Genomic DNA, 17302 nt, shown 5'->3' with positions numbered 1-17302 from the left:
GCAGCCCGATGGCGAGGGCGGCCCCGGCCAGCAGGGCGAACAGGGTACGGCGCATACTCACGCCTCCTTCTCTGCAGTTGAGTCGGCCCCGGTCCCGGCCAGCTTCTTGGCGTACTCCTCCTCGCTGAGGTTCCGCCAGGAGGTCAGCGAGACGTCGGGGCGGTAGAGCTTCTCCGGAGGCGCGTCGGTGACGTCGACCATCCAGGCGTCCTGGCCGGAGAACTGGCCGTGGAACAGCCAGCGGATGGCGCCCAGGTACTTGGCGTAGAAGCGCAGGGTCGACCAGCCCTCGGTGAAGTTGACCATCACACCGACGTAGTTGTGGTGGTCGGCGTCCACCGGGACGTAGAACTCGTAGTGGATGAAGTTGGGGTAGACGATCCGCAGCACACCCGGCATGGACAGGGACGCGAAGCCGGGGAACTCCTGGGCCTCGATCGTCGGGTTGATGCTGTCTGCCTTGCCGGTGTTGCCGATGTTGAAGGTCTCCTTCGGCGGCTGCATCTTCCACCAGCGCTTGTTGGACCAGTGGCCCACGCCGGGGAAGTCGGCCTCCCAGTGGACCTCGTCCTGGACCCGGTAGATCCAGCGGCCGCGGGGCACGATCCTGGTGATGTTCCAGGTCGGCATCGGCTTGAAGAGCCGCCACAGGGCCGTGCGGTGCAGGTACTTGGCGTGGCCCTCGTCGAAGCCGTTCTCGCAGGCGAACCGCCAGTTGCCGCCGCGCGGCTCGATCCGGCCGCCCATCACGAAGGGGTTGGAGACGAGCTCCTCGGGAAGCTGCTCGTCGATGGGGTGGGGTTCCTCGTCGGCCAGCGGGATGTACACCCACACCATGCCGAGGCGCTCCTCGACCGCGTACGTCCGTACGCTCACCTTGCCGGTGAGCCGGCAGCCGGGCCCGTCGGTGATGACCGCGCTGAGCCTGCCGGTGGGCAGGTCGAACGTCCAGCCGTGGTAGGGGCAGCTGACCGTGCCGGGGAACTGCTGGTCGCCCTCGGACAGCGGCACCCCGCGGTGCGGGCAGCGGTTGTGCAGGGCGTACGCCTTGCCGCCGTCCCGGATGAGAGTGATCTTCTCGCCGCAGATCGTGAACGGCTGCGGCTTGTCGGTCAGGTGGCTGGACCAGGTGACCGGGTACCAGTAGCCGCGGAAGCCCTGGGCGGCGCCGTCGTAGTGCGGCCATGAAGACCAGTCCTGCCGGCCGGGCGCGGTTCGGCTTCTGCTCTTCGGGCCTTCACCCGTCGTCATCGTGCGTGACCTCCTGGTGCCGTCGGTGCGTGGAGACGAGCTTCGGGTCACGGCAGGTGGCGGCCTACGAAACCGTTCCGCTGAGCAGACCGCCGACGCGCCGGCGGCCCTTGGCGGCGGGCGTCCCGCTCAGCGGACCACCGGCCATGCGCGCACGTCCCGGCGCGGTCTACGGTGCGCGAATTCCCTGCACCCCCGGTACCGCCCCAGGCCGCTTCCCCGCCAACCCTCCGAGGTGCTCATGGAGCCACAGGCCAGCAGCAGAAGCCTCCTCCCGCTCGACACGAAGGGATCGTGAGCGATGACGAAGGCCATCCGGACGGGCCCCGCGCCGGCCCGGACCGAGGGCACGGACAACCGGGAGGGCGGGCACGGCGCCGCCGTCCGCGTCGACGGCGTCGGGATCCGGTTCGGCTCCTTCCACGCCGTGGACGGCATCACGCTGGACATCGCCGCCGGTGAGTTCCTGTGTCTGCTCGGGCCGAGCGGCTGCGGCAAGTCCACCCTGCTGTCGGCGCTGGCGGGTTTCGTCCGGCCGTCCGAAGGAGTTCTGACCGTCGACGGGAAGCCGGTCACCGGACCCGACCCGGACCTCGGGATGGTGTTCCAGAGCAGCGAGGCGCTCTTCGACTGGCTGACCGTCCGGCAGAACGTGGCCTTCGGGCCCCGGATGCGCGGCCGCTCCCGCGCCGAGCAGCACGAACTGGCCGACGAGTACCTGGGGCTGGTCGGACTGCGGCACTGCGCCGACCGGTTCCCCGGGCAGCTCTCGGGCGGTATGGGGCAGCGGGTGCAGATCGCGCGGGTACTGGCCAACCAGCCCCGGGTCGTGCTGATGGACGAGCCGTTCGGCGCGCTCGACGCGCAGACCCGGCAGGTCATGCAGGAGGAGATGGCCCGCATCTGGCAGGCCTCGGGCTGCACGGTCGTGTTCGTCACCCACGACATAGAGGAGGCGATCCTGCTGGCGGACCGGGTCGCCGTCATGACGGCGGGCCCGGCGGCCTCCGTCAAGTCCGTCTACCCCGTCGACCTGCCCCGGCCCCGGGACGAGGACGACCCGGCCGCCCTCGACCTGCGCCGCAGCCTGCGCCAGGACATCGGCGAAGAGGTCCGCAAGGCCCTGCGCGACCAGGGACTCGACCCGGAGGAGTCGTCATGACCACGGTGACCGTGGCCGCCCCGCCGAAACCGCGCGCCGAGCGCAAGGCGGTCCTCGGACTGCGGGCCGCCGGCCTGTACGCCGTCTCCGTTCTCGTCGGCCTCGGCGTCTGGCAGCTCCTGGCCCTGCACTACGGTCCCTCGCTCGTGGCGTCCCCGCACGAGACCTTCACCGCCGCCGGCGACCTCGCCGAGGACGGCACCCTCACCAACTCGATCATCGCCTCCAGCCGCCGCATCCTGATCGGCTGGGGCCTCGGACTGCTCGTCGGCGTCCCGGCCGGACTGCTCGTCGGCCAGATCAAGGTCGTACGCCAGCTCCTGGAGCCGTACATCGAGTTCTTCCGGTTCATCCCGCCGGTCGCCTTCGTCACGCTGGCCGTGGTCTGGCTGGGCATCGGCGAGTCCTCGAAGGTCGTGCTGATCTTCTACACGGCCGTCTTCATCGTCATCCTCAACACCAGCGCCGGGGTGATGTCGGTCGGCGAGTCCAAGCTGCGCGCCGCCGCCTCCCTGGGCGCGAGCCGGGGGCAGATCCTGCGCGGGATCGTGCTGCCCTCGACCGTGCCCTACATCGTCACCGGTGCCCGGCTGGCCATGGGCAACAGCTTCCTGACCATCGTCTCCGCCGAGATCGTCGCCGCCCAGGTCGGTCTCGGCTCCCTGATCTGGACCTCCCGCAACTACGGTCGCATCGACTGGGTGTTCGTCGGGATCATCACCCTGGGCATCCTCGGGTTCGTCTTCGACCGCGTGCTGCGGATCGTGGCCTCCCGGGTCCTGCGTCGATACGGAGTGAAACTGTGAGCGGCAAGTCGAGTGCCCTGGTCCTCGAACGGTTCGGGGTGCTGCCCCGGCTCGTGGAGCGGCCGGTGCCGGAAGCACAGCCGGGCCACACCCTCGTGCGGATGCTGGCGGCACAGGTCGGCCACCTCGATCTGAACGTGGTGGACGGCAAGTTCGGCATCCTGCCGGACCTGCCCGCCGTGCCCGGCACCAACGGGGCCGGTCTCGTGCTCGCCTCGGACACCCACCCGGTGGGCAGCCTGGTCAGGATCAACGGCAAGGGGCTCGGCCTGCGCCGGGACGGCTGCTGGCGGAGCCACGCCCTGGTGCCGGACGCCACCGCGATCCCGGTGCCGGAAGGCACGGATCCCGCACTCGCCTGTGGCTTCTTCACCCCGGCCGGTACCGCCTGGGCGGCGGTGCACTCGGTGGCGGGCGTGCGGCCCGGCGAGCGGGTGCTGGTCACCGGTGCCGCGGGCGCGGTCGGATCGCTGGCCGTGCAGGTCGCGGCGCGGGCCGGAGCCGAGGTGATCGGCGTGGTCGGGCGGCCCGCCAAGCTCGAACGGGTCCCGGTCGCCGCGAAGGCGGTCCTGGCGGGGGACCTGACGGCGGAGGCGGTCGGCGGGCCGGTGGACGCGGTCGTCGACACCGTGGGCGGGCCGGTGCTGCGGGCCGCCCTGGGCCTGGTCCGGCCGCGCGGCCGGGTCGCCCTGGTCGGCTACACCGCGGGCCGCGAACTCACCGTCGACCTCGCGGACTTCCTGCTCGCCGACGTCTCGCTGCTGCCGGTGAACCTGATGACCCGGGGCCGGGAGGTCACCGCCGACGTCGACCGGATGCTGGGCGAACTGGCGGCCGGAGAACTGGAGTTGCCCGTCGAACGGCACCGGCCCGAACGGCTGGCCGAGGCGGTGGAACGGCTGCGGACGGGGGAGGCGGTGGGGAAGGTGGTGCTGGACTTCTCCTGATCGGGGTCAGTCCCGGGTGCGGTCCGGTACGACGACGGCGTGGCCCCGGCAGCACACGGCACCGTCCGTGCGGTGTTCGACGAGATCGAGGGTGATCTCACCGCTGACGGGGTCCACGTCCCGTACCGTGCTCGTCACCGTGAGCCGGTCGCCGGGGTGGGCAGGCGCCCGGTTCTGCCAGGAGACCTCCCGCACCCGCCCCGCCGGCCCGGCGTGGGCCGCGGCCGCCCGGTGCAGCAGACAGCCGTGCAGCTGCGCCATGACGACCGGCCCGTCCAGGCCCTCCGACCGGGCGAAGGCGGTGTCGTAGTGGATGCGGTGCGTGTTGCGGGTGACCGCGCCGAAGCGCAGCAGCATGACCTCGTCGGGCACGAGCTCCGCCGTCGCGGCCTCCGCCGTCGCAGCCCCTGTCATCGCGGCCTCTGTCATCGCACGATGAACCTCTCCGTGACCTCGATCAGGGGCCCGCGTTCGGCGGCGTACGTCTTCTCGACGGTGATCAGGAGCAGATCCGGCCGTTTCCGGTCGACAGCCGTGACCGCACGGCGTACTTCGACGCGATCGCCGACCCGGACCTCTCCGACCCAGCGCACCGCCTGACCGCCCGCCATGAGCCGTACGTCCAGCCCGTCGGTGCCCGGCACCTCGTCGCGGTACATGCCGTCCGGTCGCAACTCGCCCGGCTCCGCGCCCGGTTCGGGCCGCAGCAGGCTGACGAGGTACATCGGGTGCACCACGAAGGCGGGGTCCGCGGGATCCACCAGCGCCGGCGCGGTGTCCCCGGCGGCCCGTGCGAACTCGGCCGCCGCCTCCGCCCGTACGACTCCCAGCGAGCGAGCCTCCCAGTGGCCCATCGCCGCCTGGGCTCTTTTCTCAGCGACATCCAGCATGCGGGGGACCTTAGGAAGGGCGGCACCCCGTGGCCACAGACCCGGACCACTCAGCGGACCGCCCCGCTTGGACCCGCCCGTACCGCCCGGCACGATCCGCTCATGGATCTCATGGACATCCAGGCGCCCCCGCAGGGCGCCTACGCGGAGGCGGACGGCGTCAAGTACCACTACATCGAGCTGGGCACGGGCAGCCCCACGATCTTCCTGCACGGCGGCGGCCCCGGCTGCACCGGCTGGTCGGACTTCGGGCAGGTGGCTCCGCTGTTCGCCGCCGGCCGGCGCTGTCTCCTGGTCGACATCCTGCAGTACGGCAAGTCGGCGAAGCCCGTCATCGAGGGGCCCATGTGGGACTACCACGCGGCGAAGACCGTGGCCCTGATGGACGCGCTGGAGATCGACCGGGCCGACTTCGTCTGCAACTCCTGGGGCGGCACCATCGCGCTGAACCTGGCCGCCAAGTACCCCGAGCGCGTCCGGTCGTTGGTGGTCACGGGCAGCATGCCGGTCTTCTACGGCCCGCTCGCCCCGCTCCCGGAGGGCGGCCGCCGCGGCCGCAACGCCCGGGACGTCTACTACGGCGGCGACGGCCCGTCCCTCACCAAGATGCGCGAGCTGATGGCCCGCCTGGAGTGGTACGACCCGGAGGCCATCCCCGAGGGCACGGTGCGGCTGCGCCACGAGCAGAGTCTCGACCCCGAGGAGACCGCGCTGGCCGGCGCCTCCGACAACCCGCGCGGTGACTGGCAGGACCTGACCGCCGAACTCGGCACGATCCAGGCACCCGTGCTGTTCATGTGGGGCATGCAGGACGCCTTCCTCACCCCCGACTACCCGCTGATGCTCGCCCGTATGATCCCCAAGGGGAGCCTGCACGTGATGAACGAAGCCTCCCACCACCTCCAGGAGGAGCGGCCGTACGACTTCCACAGCGTGGTCGACGGCTTCCTGAACCAGCGGCACGGCTGACCGAAGGGCAGGAGGACAGGTGAGCGCAGCAGCAACTCCGCGGGTCGTCGAACTGAGCAGCCCCTTCACCCGCTTCGCCGGCCGGCTGCTGGTCGGTGTCGGCTACGAGGTCGTCCTGGCCGAACCCCCCGAGGGCCACCCCGACCGGCAGGAGGACCCGGTCGGCTTCGCCCACTGGCACGCCGGAAAGCGCTCGGTGAGCGTCTCGGGGCCACCGGAGCTGCGCCGCCTGCTCGCGGGCGCCGACATCCTCCTCGACGGCACCCCCGAAGGCGCCGACACCACCGGCCTCGACCATCTGGTCCACGTCCGCGTGACCCCGTTCGGGCTGGTCGGCCCGCGCAGCGACTGGCAGGGCACCGATCTCGTCGTGGCCGCCCTCGGCGGGATGCTCGCCCAGGTCGGCGACCCCGACGGGCCGCCGCTGCACCTGCCCGAGAACCAGGCGGAACACCTCGCGGGCGTCAACGCGGCGATCGCCGCCCTGCTGGGACTGCGGGCGCGCCGGCGCGGCCCCGGACAGCTCGCCGACGTCTCCGCGCAGGCCTGTGCAGCCGCCGCCCTGGAGGCCGGCACCCTCGCCTACCTGCACGAGGACCGGGTGCCGCCGCGCCCCGGACACGTACACCCCCTGGTCCCGCACGGGCTCTTCCGGGCCGCCGACGGCCATCTGGGCGGCGGGCTCGGCGGCAGCCCCCGGATGTGGGACGCGCTGCTCGACTGGCTGTGCGAGCAGGGGGCGCAGGCGGACCTCACCGAGCCCCGGTGGCAGGACCCGGTCGAACGCAAGAAGCACCAGGAGTACGTTTTCAAGGTCGTCCAGGACTTCGCGGGCACCTGGCCGAAGGCCGAGTTCGCGGAGCGCGCCCAGGACCGCAAGCTGCCCTGGGCCGCCGTCGACGTACCGGCCGAACTGCCGGACAACCCCCAGCTCGTCGCGCGCGGCTTCTTCACCGAGGTCGATGGCCGCACCGACCTCGGATTCCCGTTCGCGTTCCCCGAGGGCCGCAGGATCACCGCTCTCACCGTGCCGGCGGCGGGCGCCGACCAGAAGCTGCTCGCGGAGCCGCGCCCGGTGTCCGTGGGGGAGGGCGACTCCGCCCGCCCCGCCCTCGACGGCGTCCGCGTCCTCGACCTGACCTGGGTGCTCGCCGGCCCCTACTGCACCAAGGTCCTCGCCGACCACGGCGCCGACGTCATCAAGGTGGAGTCGGCCGGCCGCCCGGACCCCACCCGGTTCGCGCCCTTCATGCACCTCTCCCGCGGCCCCCACACCGACCCGGACACCAACGGCTACTTCAACGAGGTCAACCGCAACAAGCGCAGCATCGCCCTCGACACCCGCACCGACGACGGCGTAGCCGTGCTGCGCGACCTCATCGCGTCCAGCGACGTCCTCGTCGAGAACTTCAGCGCCACCGTCATGACCAGGCTCGGCCTCGGCTGGGACACCCTCCGCGAGCTCAACCCCCGGCTCGTCTACGTCAGCATGTCCGGCATGGGCCACACCGGACCGCGGGCGGGCTGGGTGTCGTACGCCGACACCGTCTCGGCGAGTTCGGGGCTCACCGGCCTCACCGGCTGGGGGCCCGGCGACGTGGTCGGGGTCATCTACGGCCACGGCGACATCGTGGCCGGACTGCAGGCGGCGCTCGCCACCGTCGCCGCGCTGGAACACCGGGAACGGACCGGCCGCGGACAGCACATCGACCTCTCCCAACTGGAGGCGATCGCGGCCCACATGGGCACCAGCCTGCTCACCTCCGCGCGGACCCCGATCGGCAACACGCATCCGGTGTGGAGTCCACAGGGCGTGTACCGGTCGCTGGGCGCGGACAACTGGCTTGCCGTCAGCGTTCGTTCGGACGAGGAGTGGGCGGCGCTGTGCCGGGTGATCGGACGCCCCGACCTGGCGGCGACGGCCGACCGCAGGGGGCACAGCGCCCTCGTGGACGAGGCGATCGGCGCCTGGACGCGCACGCTCCCCGCCGACCTGGCCGCCGAGTTGCTGCAACAGCAGGGGGTTCCGGCCGGGGCCGTGCAGGACGGTCGTCAACTGGTCGAACACGACCCGCAGTTGAGGGCACGCGGCTTCTACGTCCGCATGGTGCACCCCGCCGCCGGCGCCTTCCTCCACGAAGGCCCGCCCATCCGGCTCACCCGCACCCCCGGCTCGGTCCGCACACCCGCACCGTTGCTCGGCGCCGACACCGAGGAGGTGCTGCGCGAGGTGGCGGGATACTCCCCGGAACGGCTCCGGTACCTCTACGACGCGGGAGTGCTGCGGTGAACACTGTTGCCGTCGGCCCGACCGTGCCGGAACTCGTCGAGGCGGCCGCGGAGCGCTACGGCGACCGCCCGTTCCTGCGCGTCGGCCGGACGGCACGCACGTACGCCGAGACCCGCGAGGCGGCGGCCGGGATGGCCGGGGCACTGGCGGCCCAGGGCTGCAGGCCGGGCGACCGGGTGGCGGCGCTGCTGGGAAACCGGGTCGAACTCGTGGACCTGTTCCTCGGCTGCGCCTGGCTGGGCGCGGTCGCGGTACCGCTGAACACCGCACTGCGCGGCCGGTCGCTGGAGCACGCCCTGCGGGAGGCACGGCCCCGGTTCCTGTACGCCGAGCCCGAGCCGGCCGGGCGGGCGGTCGAGGCCGGGTACCCCGGCACGGTGTGGATGGCGGGGGAGACGGCGCCCCGGCACCCCGGCGAAGCCATCGGACTGCCGCCGCACCCTGGCGGAGCCGCCGGGCCGCCTCCGCACCCCGGCGGTGCCACGCCGTTGCCGCCGTCCCCCGTCCGGCCGCAGGACACCGCCGCCGTCCTCTTCACCTCCGGCACGACCGGTCCGGCACGCGGAGTCCGCTGCCCCCAGGCCCAGTTCGTGTGGTGGGGCCGCACGGTCTCGGACGCCCTGCGCCTCACCTCCGACGACGTGCTGTTCACCTGCCTCCCGCTCTTCCACACCAACGCCCTGAACACCCTGGCCCAGGCGATGACGGTGGGCGCGTGCGTCGTGATCGGCGAGCGTTTCTCCGCCTCGCGGTTCTGGCGGCAGGCGGCAGACGCCGGTGCCACCACCGTCCATCTGCTCGGCGCGATGGTCCCCATGCTGCTCGCCGGGCCGCCCGGCCCGGACGACCGGGCGCACCGCGTGTGGCGCGGCCTCTCCCCGGCCACCCCCGGCCCGCTCTGGGAGCCCTTCCGCGAGCGGTTCGGCGTCACGCTGGTCGACGGGTTCGGCTCCACGGAGACCAACCTCGTCATCGGCTCCACCCCCGAGCACCACCGGCCCGGGTACATGGGCACCGTCCGGCCGGGCTTCGACGCCCGCGTGGTCGACGGGGATCTCGGCCCCGTACCGGACGGCACCCCGGGCGAACTCCTCGTCCGCAGCCACCACCCCTACGCCTTCGCCACCGGCTACCTGGGCGATCCCGAACCGGCCCCGGACTCCTGGCGCCGGACCGGCGACCGCGTGGTCCGCGAGCCCGACGGCTGGTTCCGGTTCGTCGACCGCATCAAGGACGTCATCCGGCGGCGCGGCGAGAACATCTCCTCGTACGAGGTGGAGGCGGCCGTCCGCTCCCACCCCGCGGTCGTCACGGCCGCCGCCTTCCCGGTCGCCTCCGAACTGGCCGAGGACGAGGTGATGGTCGCCGTGGTCCTGCGGCCCGGCTGCGTGCCGGACCCGGCGGACCTGGCCCGGCACTGCGCCCGCGAACTGCCCGCGTTCGCCGTTCCCCGCTACATCGAGGCGGTTGCGGAGCTGCCGCTCACCGAGACCGGCAAGGTGCGCAAGGCGGTACTGCGGGAACGGGGGGTCACGCCCGGCACCTGGGACCGTGACCGCGCGTCCGGGTTCAGTGCTGCCGGATCGACTGGCAGGGAGTCGTGGCGGGCAGCCGGCCCCTGAAGTAGGAGCGGGGCGGGACGCCCATCAGGGCACGGAAGTCGGTCGTCATGTGCGACTGGTCGAAGTAGCCGGTCGCGGCCGCCAGTTCGGACCAGCCGGCGCTGCCCGCCCGGGCGGCGACCGTGCGGACCCGGTCGATACGGGCGTAGTGCTTCGGGGAGACACCGACGCCGTCCGTGAACAGGTTCCGCAACTGGCGTTCGCTGACCGCCAGTTCCCGGGCCACGTCCCGCACCTGCGCGGGCACCCGGTCCATCCGCACCGACAGCGCGGCCACGCCCGCCCGCAGCAGTGCCGTCCGGGCCGGGTCAGCCTGTTCCGCCAGCAGCCCGGGCAGCACCTCGGCGATGCGGGGCAGCGCCTCCCGCGGATCCAGCCACCGCACCTCACGCGCGAACCGGCGGGCCACCCCGCCCGGCAGGGCGTCCAGCGGCACCACCCGCCCGACCAGCCCGGCGGCCGGCACACCCAGCAGAGCCCGGGCGGTACCCGGCGCGAGGCGCAGCTCCGCGCACGCGATATGGGCCTTCCCCTCGTGGTAGGCCGCCCGCACCCGCGGCCCGACGGCCAGCACGTCACGCCGCCCGTCCCCGGTCACCCGCAGCACCACCTTGGTCCCCGCGTCCGGCAACTGGACGAACGTGCCCTCGGGCGGGTCGGTGAAGGACATGGTCCGCACCTCCGTGACCCACGGGCGCAGCACCTCGGGCGTGGTCGGAAGCGGCTCGGCGATGGTCATCGGCACCCTTCCACCGTAACGGCCCGGCGTCGCCGCCCGGTCGGACCGGCCGTGCCGGAATTTCCAAGAGCCGGGCTCCCCGGCGAGCCCACCGTGGACCACATGATTCTGGTGACGGGTGCCACGGGCACCATCGGAAGTGACGTCGTACGACAACTGGCCGGGCGCGGTGCGAAGGTGCGCGCCCTCACCCGCGACCCGGCGAAGGCGCAACTGCCCGCCGGGGTGGAGGTGGTGCGCGGGGACTACGGCGACCCGGCCTCCCTGGACGCCGCGTCGGCCGGGGCGACGGCCGTGTTCCTGCTGCGGCCGCCCGGCCCCGACGAGGGGCAGGACGCGGCCCTGGTCGCCGCGGCGCGGGCCGCCGGCGCCGACCGGCTGGTGAAGCTCTCCGCCATCGCCACCGGCGAGCCGGACTCCGGTCCTTCCGGGTCGTGGCACGTGGCCGGCGAGCGGGCCGTGCGGGACAGCGGGCTCGCCTGGACGGTGCTGCGGCCGTCGTCGTTCGCCTCCAACACGCTGACCTGGCTCCAGGCCCTGCGCGCGGGCGAGCCGGTGCCCAACATGACCGGGGACGGCGCGTCGGGCGTGATCGACCCGTGCGACATCGCCGAGGTGGCGGTGCGGTCCCTGCTGGACGCCGGGCACGCGGGGCGGACGTACACCCTGACCGGTCCCGAGGCGATCACCGTCCCCGGCCAGGCCGCCGTGCTCGCCGAGGTCCTGGGCCGCCCGGTCCCGACCCGGGACCTGTCCCCGGACGAGACCCGCGCATTCCTCCGCACGGCCTGGGGCATGGACGAGACCCGGGCGGACGGTGTCCTGACCGGCCTGGCGTTCGTCCGCGCCGGAGGCAACGCGGTGCTCACCGAGGACGTGGCCGAGGTGCTGGGCCGGCCGGCCCGGACCTTCCGGACCTGGGCCGCCGACAACAAGGGCCTCTTCGAGGTGAGCTGAGGTCAGCCGGCGGGCCGGCGGGCCGAGCCGAGGCCCTGCCGTAGGCCTGCGCGGCCGCGGTACGGCCTCACCGGCTCCGCGGCCGCAGTACCGCCCCCGCCAGCACCAGGGCCGCCACCGCGATCCCGGTCGCCACCCGGAACGCCAGCCGGTAGCCCTCCGCCGTGGCCGGGACCAGCTCCGCGCCCCGGTCGAGCAGTCCGCCGGTGCGGCTCGCGGCCAGCGTGCTCAGCACCGCCAGCCCCAGCGAACCGCCCACCACCTGCGTGGTGTTGAACAGCCCCGAGGCCAGGCCGGCGTCCTCCTCGGCGGCGCCGGACATGGCGAGACCGGTCAGCGGGGGCATCGCGGCCGCGAACCCGGCCGCCATCAGCAGCATGGGCGGCAGCACATCGGCGGCGTACGAGCCGTCGGCGGGGGCCCGGCTCAGCAGCGCCATGCCGCCGCTGATCAGCACCAGCCCGGCGAGCAGCACCCGGTACGCCCCGAAGCGGCCGATCGCCCGCGCGGAGAGGGTCGTCATCAGCACCCCGAGCGCCACCGGCGCCGGGAGGAAGGCCAAGCCGGTGGCCAACTCCCCGAATCCCAGGACCCGTTGGAGGTAGAGCGCACCGATGAACTGGAAGCCGTACATCGTCGCGATCATCAGGATCTGCACGCCGTTCGCGCCGGCCAGCGACCGGGAGCGGAACAGCCTGGGCCGCAGCAGCGGGCGTCGGGCGCGCGTCTGGCGGACGGCGAACGCCGTGAACAGGACGAGGGTGAGCGCCGTCAGCAGCAGGGTCGTGGTCGTGCCGCGGTCGGCGGAGCCCACGACGACGTACACGGTGAGCATCAGCGCACCGGTGACCAGCGCCGCGCCCGGGTAGTCGGCGCCGTCGCGGAGCCCGGCGCCGCGCTCCGGGGACAGCACCCGGACCGCCGCCACCCAGGCGACGACGCCGATCGGCAGATTGATCAGGAAGATCCAGTGCCAGCTCAGCGCCTGGGTCAGCGCCCCGCCGAGGAACGTGCCCAGCGTGGCGCCCAGCGACCCGACCGCGCTGAACACCGCGATGGCACGGGCCTGTTCGCGCGGCTCCGGAAAGAGGGCGACCAGCATGCCGAGCACGACCGCCGAGGCCATCGCCCCGCCGACGCCCTGCACGGCCCGCGCCGCGATCAGCAGCCCCTGGCTCGTGGCCACCCCGCACAGCACGGAGGCCGCGGTGAACACGGCGATCCCGGCCGTGAACATCCGCTTGCGGCCCAGCAGATCACCCATTCGGCCGACCAGGAGAAGCAGTCCGCCGAACGGGATCAGATACGCGTTCACCACCCAGGCGAGCCCCGCCCCGGAGAAGCCCAGGTCGGTCTGGATCGCGGGCAGCGCGACGGTCACGATGGTGCCGTCCAGAATCGTCATGAGGGCTCCCGCGCACAGAATGGCGAGAGATGCCCGGCGAGGGTACGTTCGATGCCGTGTGCGCGTCGGTGACGTGGTGGGAGCCGTCATGGCGCTGTGGCCTCCGTGTTCTCCGGCGGAACCGGGTTCCGGTCCCTAGGTGCACGACTTGTAACGGAGGACATCGTGGGTGACCATGGGAGTCGGCGTAAGGAGGCAGTCGGATGTCCCAGAGGAACACCGGTGTTACCAGCCAGGTCGTGAACGCGCACGCGTGCCCGGTCCGCGAGGTTCTTGACAGGGTGGCCGGCAAATGGAGCGTCCAGATCCTGGTCGCGGCCTCGCACGGGCCCATCCGCTTCACCGAGCTGGAGCGCGGCATCGAGGGCATCAGCCGCCGGATGCTGACCCTCACCCTGCGCAACCTGGAGCGCGACGGCCTGGTGACCCGCACCGTGTACCCGACCGTGCCCCCACGGGTGGAGTACGGACTCACCCCGGTGGCGCTGGAGTTGCACGAGACCCTGCTGCGGCTGACCGACTGGGCCGAGCGCAACCGCGGGTACATCGCGCAGGCACGGGCGGCCTACGACGCCGAGCACCAGCCCGAACTGCTCGACGCGTAGACGGATCGAAGCCGATGGGCCCGCCGGCTCTCAGAGCCCGAACAGCTCCGGGTCCGAGGTGAGTTCCTTGAAGATCTCACGAGGGTCGGCGACCAGCTTCCGGGCCTTCAGGTCCAGCAGCCCGCCGACCGCGTCGACCTCGGCGGCCAGCGTGCCGTCCGCCTTGGTTATCTTCTGGACCACCCGGAACGTCTTGCCGCCGCTCCACTCGAACGCGCAGGTCACATCGACCTCGTCACCGGCGAGCAGCTCCCGTTTGTAACGGATGGTCGTCTCCAGCCCCACCGGGCCCACGCCCCGCCCGATCAGCTCGGCCTGCGTGACCCCGGCCGCCTGGAGCAGCGACCAGCGGGCGTGCTCGGCGTAGTTGATGTACACCGCCTGGTTCACATGGCCCTGCACATCGGTCTCGTAGCCACGGACCGTGACGCGGACGGAATACGGTTCGCTCACGACTTCCCCTTCTCGTGTACGACGCACTGATCCTTTGGCGGCATCCTGACATGCCCGTCACACCCGGCGTGGCGATGCCAGCAGATAGCGCGTTCTGTTCCGGGGCTCGGTGTACTCGCCGGTCTGCCAGCCCGCCCGCTCCAGGGTGGCCGCGCACGCCCGCAGCGGCTCGCCCTCCGGTGCGTACACCGCGACCGCCTCCGGCTGCGGGGTCGCGCGCACCCGGTACCCGGGGGTGTCCGGCCCCTCGGGCGGATGCCCGGCCGCCTCCAGGGCGAGTGCGGCGGCCCGCACCAGATGCGCACGCTCCCAGCCGCACGGCCGGTCCGTGGCGCCGTCGGGATTGGTCATCCGGCGCAGTTCGAGCAGCCCCTGCCAGGCGCTGTGGACCTCCCGGGCGCGGGCGGGGCCGGCGTCGGCCGTGTCCTCCCCGCCGACCCGCGCGGCGAAGCCCCCGGTCGGCTCGGCTTCTGTCGAGGCCCGGGGCTCCGTCGCGGTCAGGGGCTCCGGAGCCTCCCGTGTCCGATGCCCCGCCGGCGTCAGGAAATGGTCGTGCGGCGGGCGCGGGTGCCGGAAGGCGAGCCCGCGCTTCACCAGCGCCGCCAGCTGCGCCTCCGTACCCCGCAGCCGTCCGGTGACCGGGTCGGCGGCGTCGATGACCCGCCGCTGCGCGGCGGTGGGCGGTCGGGTCACGGTGCTCCTCCCCGGTGGTCCGATGGTCCGGGACCGCCTGATGGGCGGCCTGCTCGAAGACTACGACCGGGGACTGACAACGCGGTCCGGCTACCCGCCGGGCCGGATGTTCCAGCCCGCGATCACCGGCCGCTCGTGCTCCGTGCCCAGCCGGCACAGCGTCCCGGTCGCCAGCTGGAAGAGGGCCCCGGCGGACGGGGGCAGGCCGAGGCGGCGGGCGGTCAGGACGCGCAGGAAGTGCCCGTGGGCCACCAGCAGCACGACCCCCTCCGTGTTGGCGAGGGCCGCCTCGACCTTGCCCAGCATCCGGTCCGCCCGCTCCCCGACCTGCTCCGGGCTCTCCCCGGGATGCTCCGGCGGACCGGGCGCCACCCCGTCCGTGAAGAGGAACCAGCCCGGCCGGGTGCGCTGGATCTCCATGGTGGTCACGCCCTCGTAGCCGCCGTAGTCCCACTCCCGCAGGTCGGTGTCGACCCGGGCATCGGGCACCCCGATCAGCTCGGCGGTCTCGCGGGCCCGCTGGAGCGGGCTGACGAAGGCGGCACCGATACGGTGCGAGCGGATCAACGGCACCAGCCGCCGGGCCTCGTCCCTGCCGTGCTCGGTGAGCGGCACGTCGGTCCACCCGGTATGCCGTCCGGACCGCGACCACTCGGTCTCACCGTGCCGGACGAGAAAGACATCAGCCATATGTCAGAGGCTAAGAGCCCATCGCTCCAGTTCGGCGAACTCACGCGCCCGCAGGCCGTGCCGCGGGTCCACCGGAAGGAGCAGTGCGGGGCCGTCGTGGTGCTCGGCGACATGGCGGACGTCGAGTTCGGTGACCATGTCGTCCACCCACACGAACGGCCGCCCGGCCGCCCACGCCACGACGGTCCGCGTCTTCCAGTACAGACCGTCCGGATCCGTCGCGAACAGCTCCGGCCACTCGATGACGGGCAGCTCGGGCAGCCCGATGACCGGCCCGATCATCTCGTTGGCCTGGTGCATCCAGGTGGTGGCCCAGGCCGGCTCGTAGGGCAGTGCGAGCAGCCGGGCCCCGTGCCCCGGATTCAGCCGCACCCGCAGCCCCCGGCGCAGCTTGCGGGAGCCGGGCCGCTGGCGGGCGGACCAGTTGGCGGGGTGCAGCCTGCGGGTCACATACCCGCGGTGCCGCAGGAACCGGGCCCGGAAGGGGTTGAGGGGGCCGTCGACGTCGAGGAGGAGCAGAGGCCGCTGGGTCATGGGGACGACATACCCGGACAGCCCCGCGGTCCACTACTGCCGATAACCGCTCAGGAACCGACCGATCCGGCCGATCGCGGTCTCCAGGGTCTCCGCGTGGGGGAGTGTGAGGATGCGGAAGTGGTCGGGGGCGGGCCAGTTGAAGCCGGTGCCCTGGACGACCTGGATCTTCTCCTGGAGCAGCAGGTCCAGGACGAACCTCTCGTCGTCGTGGATCGGGTGGACCTTGGGGTCGATGCGCGCGAAGGCGTAGAGGGCGCCCTTCGGCTTGACGCACGAGACGCCGGGGATCTCGTTGAGCTTCTCCCAGGCCACGTTGCGCTGCTCGTACAGCCGGCCGCCGGGGGTGACGAGTTCGCGGATGGACTGGCGGCCGCCGAGCGCGGCCTGGATGGCGTACTGGGCGGGGGCGTTGGCGCACAGCCGCATGGAGGCCAGCATGGTGAGGCCCTCCAGGTAGTCCTTGGCGTGCTGCTTCGGGCCGGTGACGACCAGCCAGCCCGAGCGGAAGCCGGCCACCCGGTACGTCTTGGACAGGCCGCAGAAGGTGAGGACGACCAGGTCGGGGGCGAGGGCCGCGACGGAGTGGTGGACGGCGTCGTCGTACAGGATCTGGTCGTAGATCTCGTCCGCGAAGACCATCAGGCCGTGCCGGCGGGCCAGGTCGAGGATGCCCTCCAGGATCTCCTTGGGGTACACCGCGCCGGTCGGGTTGTTCGGGTTGATGATGACAACGGCCTTGGTGCGGTCCGTGATCTTCGACTCCATGTCGGCCAGATCCGGGTACCAGTCGGCCTGCTCGTCGCAGAGGTAGTGCACCGCCTTGCCGCCGGCGAGGGTGGTCACCGCCGTCCAGAGCGGGAAGTCGGGGGCGGGGATCAGGATCTCGTCGCCGTCCTCGACCAGCGCCTGTACGGCCATGGAGACCAGCTCCGAGACGCCGTTGCCGAGGAAGACGTCGTCGACGCCGACCTCCAGGCCCAGCGTCTGGTAGCGCCCCGCCACCGCCCGGCGGGCGGAGAGGATGCCGCGCGAGTCCGTGTAGCCGTGTGCCTGGGGGAGCATCCGGATCATGTCCTGGAGGATCTCCTCCGGCGCCTCGAAGCCGAACACCGCGGGGTTGCCGGTGTTCAGGCGCAGCACGCTGTGGCCCGCCTCCTCCAGCGCGTTGGCGTGCTCGATCACCGGTCCGCGGATCTCGTAACAGACCTCGCTGAGCTTGTTGGACTGCCGGAACTCCATTGCGCCCCTCCGGAAACTCGTGTTGCTTGGTTTTACCAAGTAGGAGC

Annotated in this window: 18 protein-coding genes; 8 read left to right on the top strand and 10 right to left on the bottom strand. The window is 72.6% G+C overall.

Translation table 11 applies throughout. The features are described 5' to 3' along the window. Nucleotides 1-57: 57 nt before the first annotated feature. The gene (locus KVT45_RS16650; protein WP_217548157.1) at nucleotides 58-1251 is read right to left on the bottom strand and encodes a Rieske 2Fe-2S domain-containing protein; all 1194 of its coding nucleotides are present in this window, start codon (nucleotides 1249-1251) and stop codon (nucleotides 58-60) included. A 301-nt stretch (nucleotides 1252-1552) separates the two neighbouring features. Between KVT45_RS16650 and KVT45_RS16645 the strand changes: the two genes are divergently transcribed. From KVT45_RS16645 to KVT45_RS16635, 3 genes are read left to right on the top strand one after another with little or no spacing between them, the layout of a single operon-like run. Next, nucleotides 1553-2413, top strand: a complete 861-nt coding sequence (locus KVT45_RS16645; RefSeq protein WP_217548155.1) for an ABC transporter ATP-binding protein — start codon at nucleotides 1553-1555, stop codon at nucleotides 2411-2413. Beyond that, the gene (locus KVT45_RS16640) at nucleotides 2410-3219 is read left to right on the top strand and encodes an ABC transporter permease (RefSeq protein ID WP_217548154.1); all 810 of its coding nucleotides are present in this window, start codon (nucleotides 2410-2412) and stop codon (nucleotides 3217-3219) included. Before KVT45_RS16645 ends, KVT45_RS16640 begins: the two co-directional genes overlap by 4 nt. After that, nucleotides 3216-4166, top strand: a complete 951-nt coding sequence (locus KVT45_RS16635; RefSeq protein ID WP_217548152.1) for a zinc-binding alcohol dehydrogenase family protein — start codon at nucleotides 3216-3218, stop codon at nucleotides 4164-4166. The genes KVT45_RS16640 and KVT45_RS16635 overlap by 4 nt, the downstream gene beginning before the upstream one ends. A 6-nt stretch (nucleotides 4167-4172) precedes the next feature. Here the strand turns inward: KVT45_RS16635 and KVT45_RS16630 are convergent, their stop codons facing one another. Together KVT45_RS16630 and KVT45_RS16625 are read right to left on the bottom strand one after the other, a co-directional pair. Further along, a complete protein-coding gene (locus KVT45_RS16630; RefSeq protein ID WP_217548150.1) occupies nucleotides 4173-4580 on the bottom strand; it encodes a MaoC family dehydratase in 408 nt (135 codons plus the stop codon). Between the two features lie 11 nt (nucleotides 4581-4591). Then, nucleotides 4592-5056: a MaoC family dehydratase N-terminal domain-containing protein gene (locus KVT45_RS16625; RefSeq protein WP_217548148.1), complete on the bottom strand. Its 465-nt coding sequence runs from the start codon at nucleotides 5054-5056 to the stop codon at nucleotides 4592-4594. A gap of 102 nt (nucleotides 5057-5158) precedes the next feature. Here KVT45_RS16625 and KVT45_RS16620 point away from each other — a divergent pair, with 102 nt between their 5' ends. The 3 genes from KVT45_RS16620 to KVT45_RS16610 are packed head-to-tail and all read left to right on the top strand — an operon-like array spanning nucleotide 5159 to nucleotide 9937. Further along, entirely contained in the window at nucleotides 5159-6025 is an 867-nt protein-coding gene (locus KVT45_RS16620) for an alpha/beta fold hydrolase (RefSeq protein ID WP_217548147.1), read from the top strand. A 19-nt stretch (nucleotides 6026-6044) separates the two neighbouring features. Continuing rightward, a complete protein-coding gene (locus KVT45_RS16615) occupies nucleotides 6045-8315 on the top strand; it encodes a CoA transferase (protein ID WP_217548145.1) in 2271 nt (756 codons plus the stop codon). Next, nucleotides 8312-9937, top strand: coding sequence for an AMP-binding protein (locus tag KVT45_RS16610; RefSeq protein ID WP_217548143.1), 1626 nt, complete (start codon nucleotides 8312-8314; stop codon nucleotides 9935-9937). The genes KVT45_RS16615 and KVT45_RS16610 overlap by 4 nt, the downstream gene beginning before the upstream one ends. On the opposite strand, the gene KVT45_RS16605 is transcribed toward KVT45_RS16610, so the two are convergent. Next, complete coding sequence (locus tag KVT45_RS16605; protein ID WP_217548270.1) at nucleotides 9885-10676, bottom strand: AraC family transcriptional regulator; 792 nt, start codon at nucleotides 10674-10676, stop codon at nucleotides 9885-9887. The genes KVT45_RS16610 and KVT45_RS16605 overlap by 53 nt on opposite strands. 93 nt (nucleotides 10677-10769) lie before the next feature. Between KVT45_RS16605 and KVT45_RS16600 the strand changes: the two genes are divergently transcribed. Beyond that, on the top strand, nucleotides 10770-11633 hold the full coding sequence (locus tag KVT45_RS16600; protein WP_217548141.1) for an NAD(P)H-binding protein: 864 nt from the start codon (nucleotides 10770-10772) through the stop codon (nucleotides 11631-11633). Nucleotides 11634-11700: 67 nt separating this feature from the next. Here the strand turns inward: KVT45_RS16600 and KVT45_RS16595 are convergent, their stop codons facing one another. Then, nucleotides 11701-13038, bottom strand: coding sequence for an MFS transporter (locus KVT45_RS16595; RefSeq protein WP_254646860.1), 1338 nt, complete (start codon nucleotides 13036-13038; stop codon nucleotides 11701-11703). 203 nt (nucleotides 13039-13241) lie between these two features. Between KVT45_RS16595 and KVT45_RS16590 the strand changes: the two genes are divergently transcribed. Then, nucleotides 13242-13643, top strand: coding sequence for a helix-turn-helix domain-containing protein (locus tag KVT45_RS16590; protein ID WP_217548138.1), 402 nt, complete (start codon nucleotides 13242-13244; stop codon nucleotides 13641-13643). A gap of 30 nt (nucleotides 13644-13673) precedes the next feature. Here KVT45_RS16590 and KVT45_RS16585 read toward each other — a convergent pair whose 3' ends face one another. From KVT45_RS16585 to KVT45_RS16565, 5 genes are all read right to left on the bottom strand, one after another. Further along, nucleotides 13674-14096, bottom strand: coding sequence for a thioesterase family protein (locus tag KVT45_RS16585; RefSeq protein ID WP_089107115.1), 423 nt, complete (start codon nucleotides 14094-14096; stop codon nucleotides 13674-13676). A 57-nt stretch (nucleotides 14097-14153) separates the two neighbouring features. Next, nucleotides 14154-14789 (bottom strand): hypothetical protein, encoded by a 636-nt coding sequence (locus KVT45_RS16580; protein WP_217548136.1) that lies wholly within the window; start codon nucleotides 14787-14789, stop codon nucleotides 14154-14156. A 90-nt stretch (nucleotides 14790-14879) separates the two neighbouring features. Next, nucleotides 14880-15479: a histidine phosphatase family protein gene (locus tag KVT45_RS16575; RefSeq protein WP_217548134.1), complete on the bottom strand. Its 600-nt coding sequence runs from the start codon at nucleotides 15477-15479 to the stop codon at nucleotides 14880-14882. A 3-nt stretch (nucleotides 15480-15482) separates the two neighbouring features. Then, on the bottom strand, nucleotides 15483-16013 hold the full coding sequence (locus KVT45_RS16570; RefSeq protein WP_217548133.1) for a hypothetical protein: 531 nt from the start codon (nucleotides 16011-16013) through the stop codon (nucleotides 15483-15485). A 33-nt stretch (nucleotides 16014-16046) separates the two neighbouring features. Next, the gene (locus tag KVT45_RS16565; RefSeq protein WP_217548131.1) at nucleotides 16047-17255 is read right to left on the bottom strand and encodes a pyridoxal phosphate-dependent aminotransferase; all 1209 of its coding nucleotides are present in this window, start codon (nucleotides 17253-17255) and stop codon (nucleotides 16047-16049) included. Nucleotides 17256-17302 lie beyond the last annotated feature (47 nt).

The sequence above is a fragment of the Streptomyces sp. GbtcB6 genome, from assembly GCF_019091475.1.
Lineage (GTDB): Bacteria > Actinomycetota > Actinomycetes > Streptomycetales > Streptomycetaceae > Streptomyces > Streptomyces hyaluromycini.
This window is presented reverse-complemented; position numbering and strand designations above follow the sequence as displayed.

Excerpts from the sequence above, each read along its gene's own strand:
- KVT45_RS16625 (WP_217548148.1), bottom strand. The coding sequence starts at position 5,056 with ATGCTGGATGTCGCTGAGAAAAGAGCCCAGGCGGCGATGGGCCACTGG.
- KVT45_RS16650 (WP_217548157.1), bottom strand. The coding sequence starts at position 1,251 with ATGACGACGGGTGAAGGCCCGAAGAGCAGAAGCCGAACCGCGCCCGGC.
- KVT45_RS16645 (WP_217548155.1), top strand. The coding sequence starts at position 1,553 with ATGACGAAGGCCATCCGGACGGGCCCCGCGCCGGCCCGGACCGAGGGC.
- KVT45_RS16565 (WP_217548131.1), bottom strand. The coding sequence starts at position 17,255 with ATGGAGTTCCGGCAGTCCAACAAGCTCAGCGAGGTCTGTTACGAGATC.
- KVT45_RS16605 (WP_217548270.1), bottom strand. The coding sequence starts at position 10,676 with ATGACCATCGCCGAGCCGCTTCCGACCACGCCCGAGGTGCTGCGCCCG.
- KVT45_RS16640 (WP_217548154.1), top strand. The coding sequence starts at position 2,410 with ATGACCACGGTGACCGTGGCCGCCCCGCCGAAACCGCGCGCCGAGCGC.
- KVT45_RS16595 (WP_254646860.1), bottom strand. The coding sequence starts at position 13,038 with ATGACGATTCTGGACGGCACCATCGTGACCGTCGCGCTGCCCGCGATC.
- KVT45_RS16575 (WP_217548134.1), bottom strand. The coding sequence starts at position 15,479 with ATGGCTGATGTCTTTCTCGTCCGGCACGGTGAGACCGAGTGGTCGCGG.
- KVT45_RS16630 (WP_217548150.1), bottom strand. The coding sequence starts at position 4,580 with ATGACAGGGGCTGCGACGGCGGAGGCCGCGACGGCGGAGCTCGTGCCC.
- KVT45_RS16620 (WP_217548147.1), top strand. The coding sequence starts at position 5,159 with ATGGATCTCATGGACATCCAGGCGCCCCCGCAGGGCGCCTACGCGGAG.
- KVT45_RS16590 (WP_217548138.1), top strand. The coding sequence starts at position 13,242 with ATGTCCCAGAGGAACACCGGTGTTACCAGCCAGGTCGTGAACGCGCAC.
- KVT45_RS16570 (WP_217548133.1), bottom strand. The coding sequence starts at position 16,013 with ATGACCCAGCGGCCTCTGCTCCTCCTCGACGTCGACGGCCCCCTCAAC.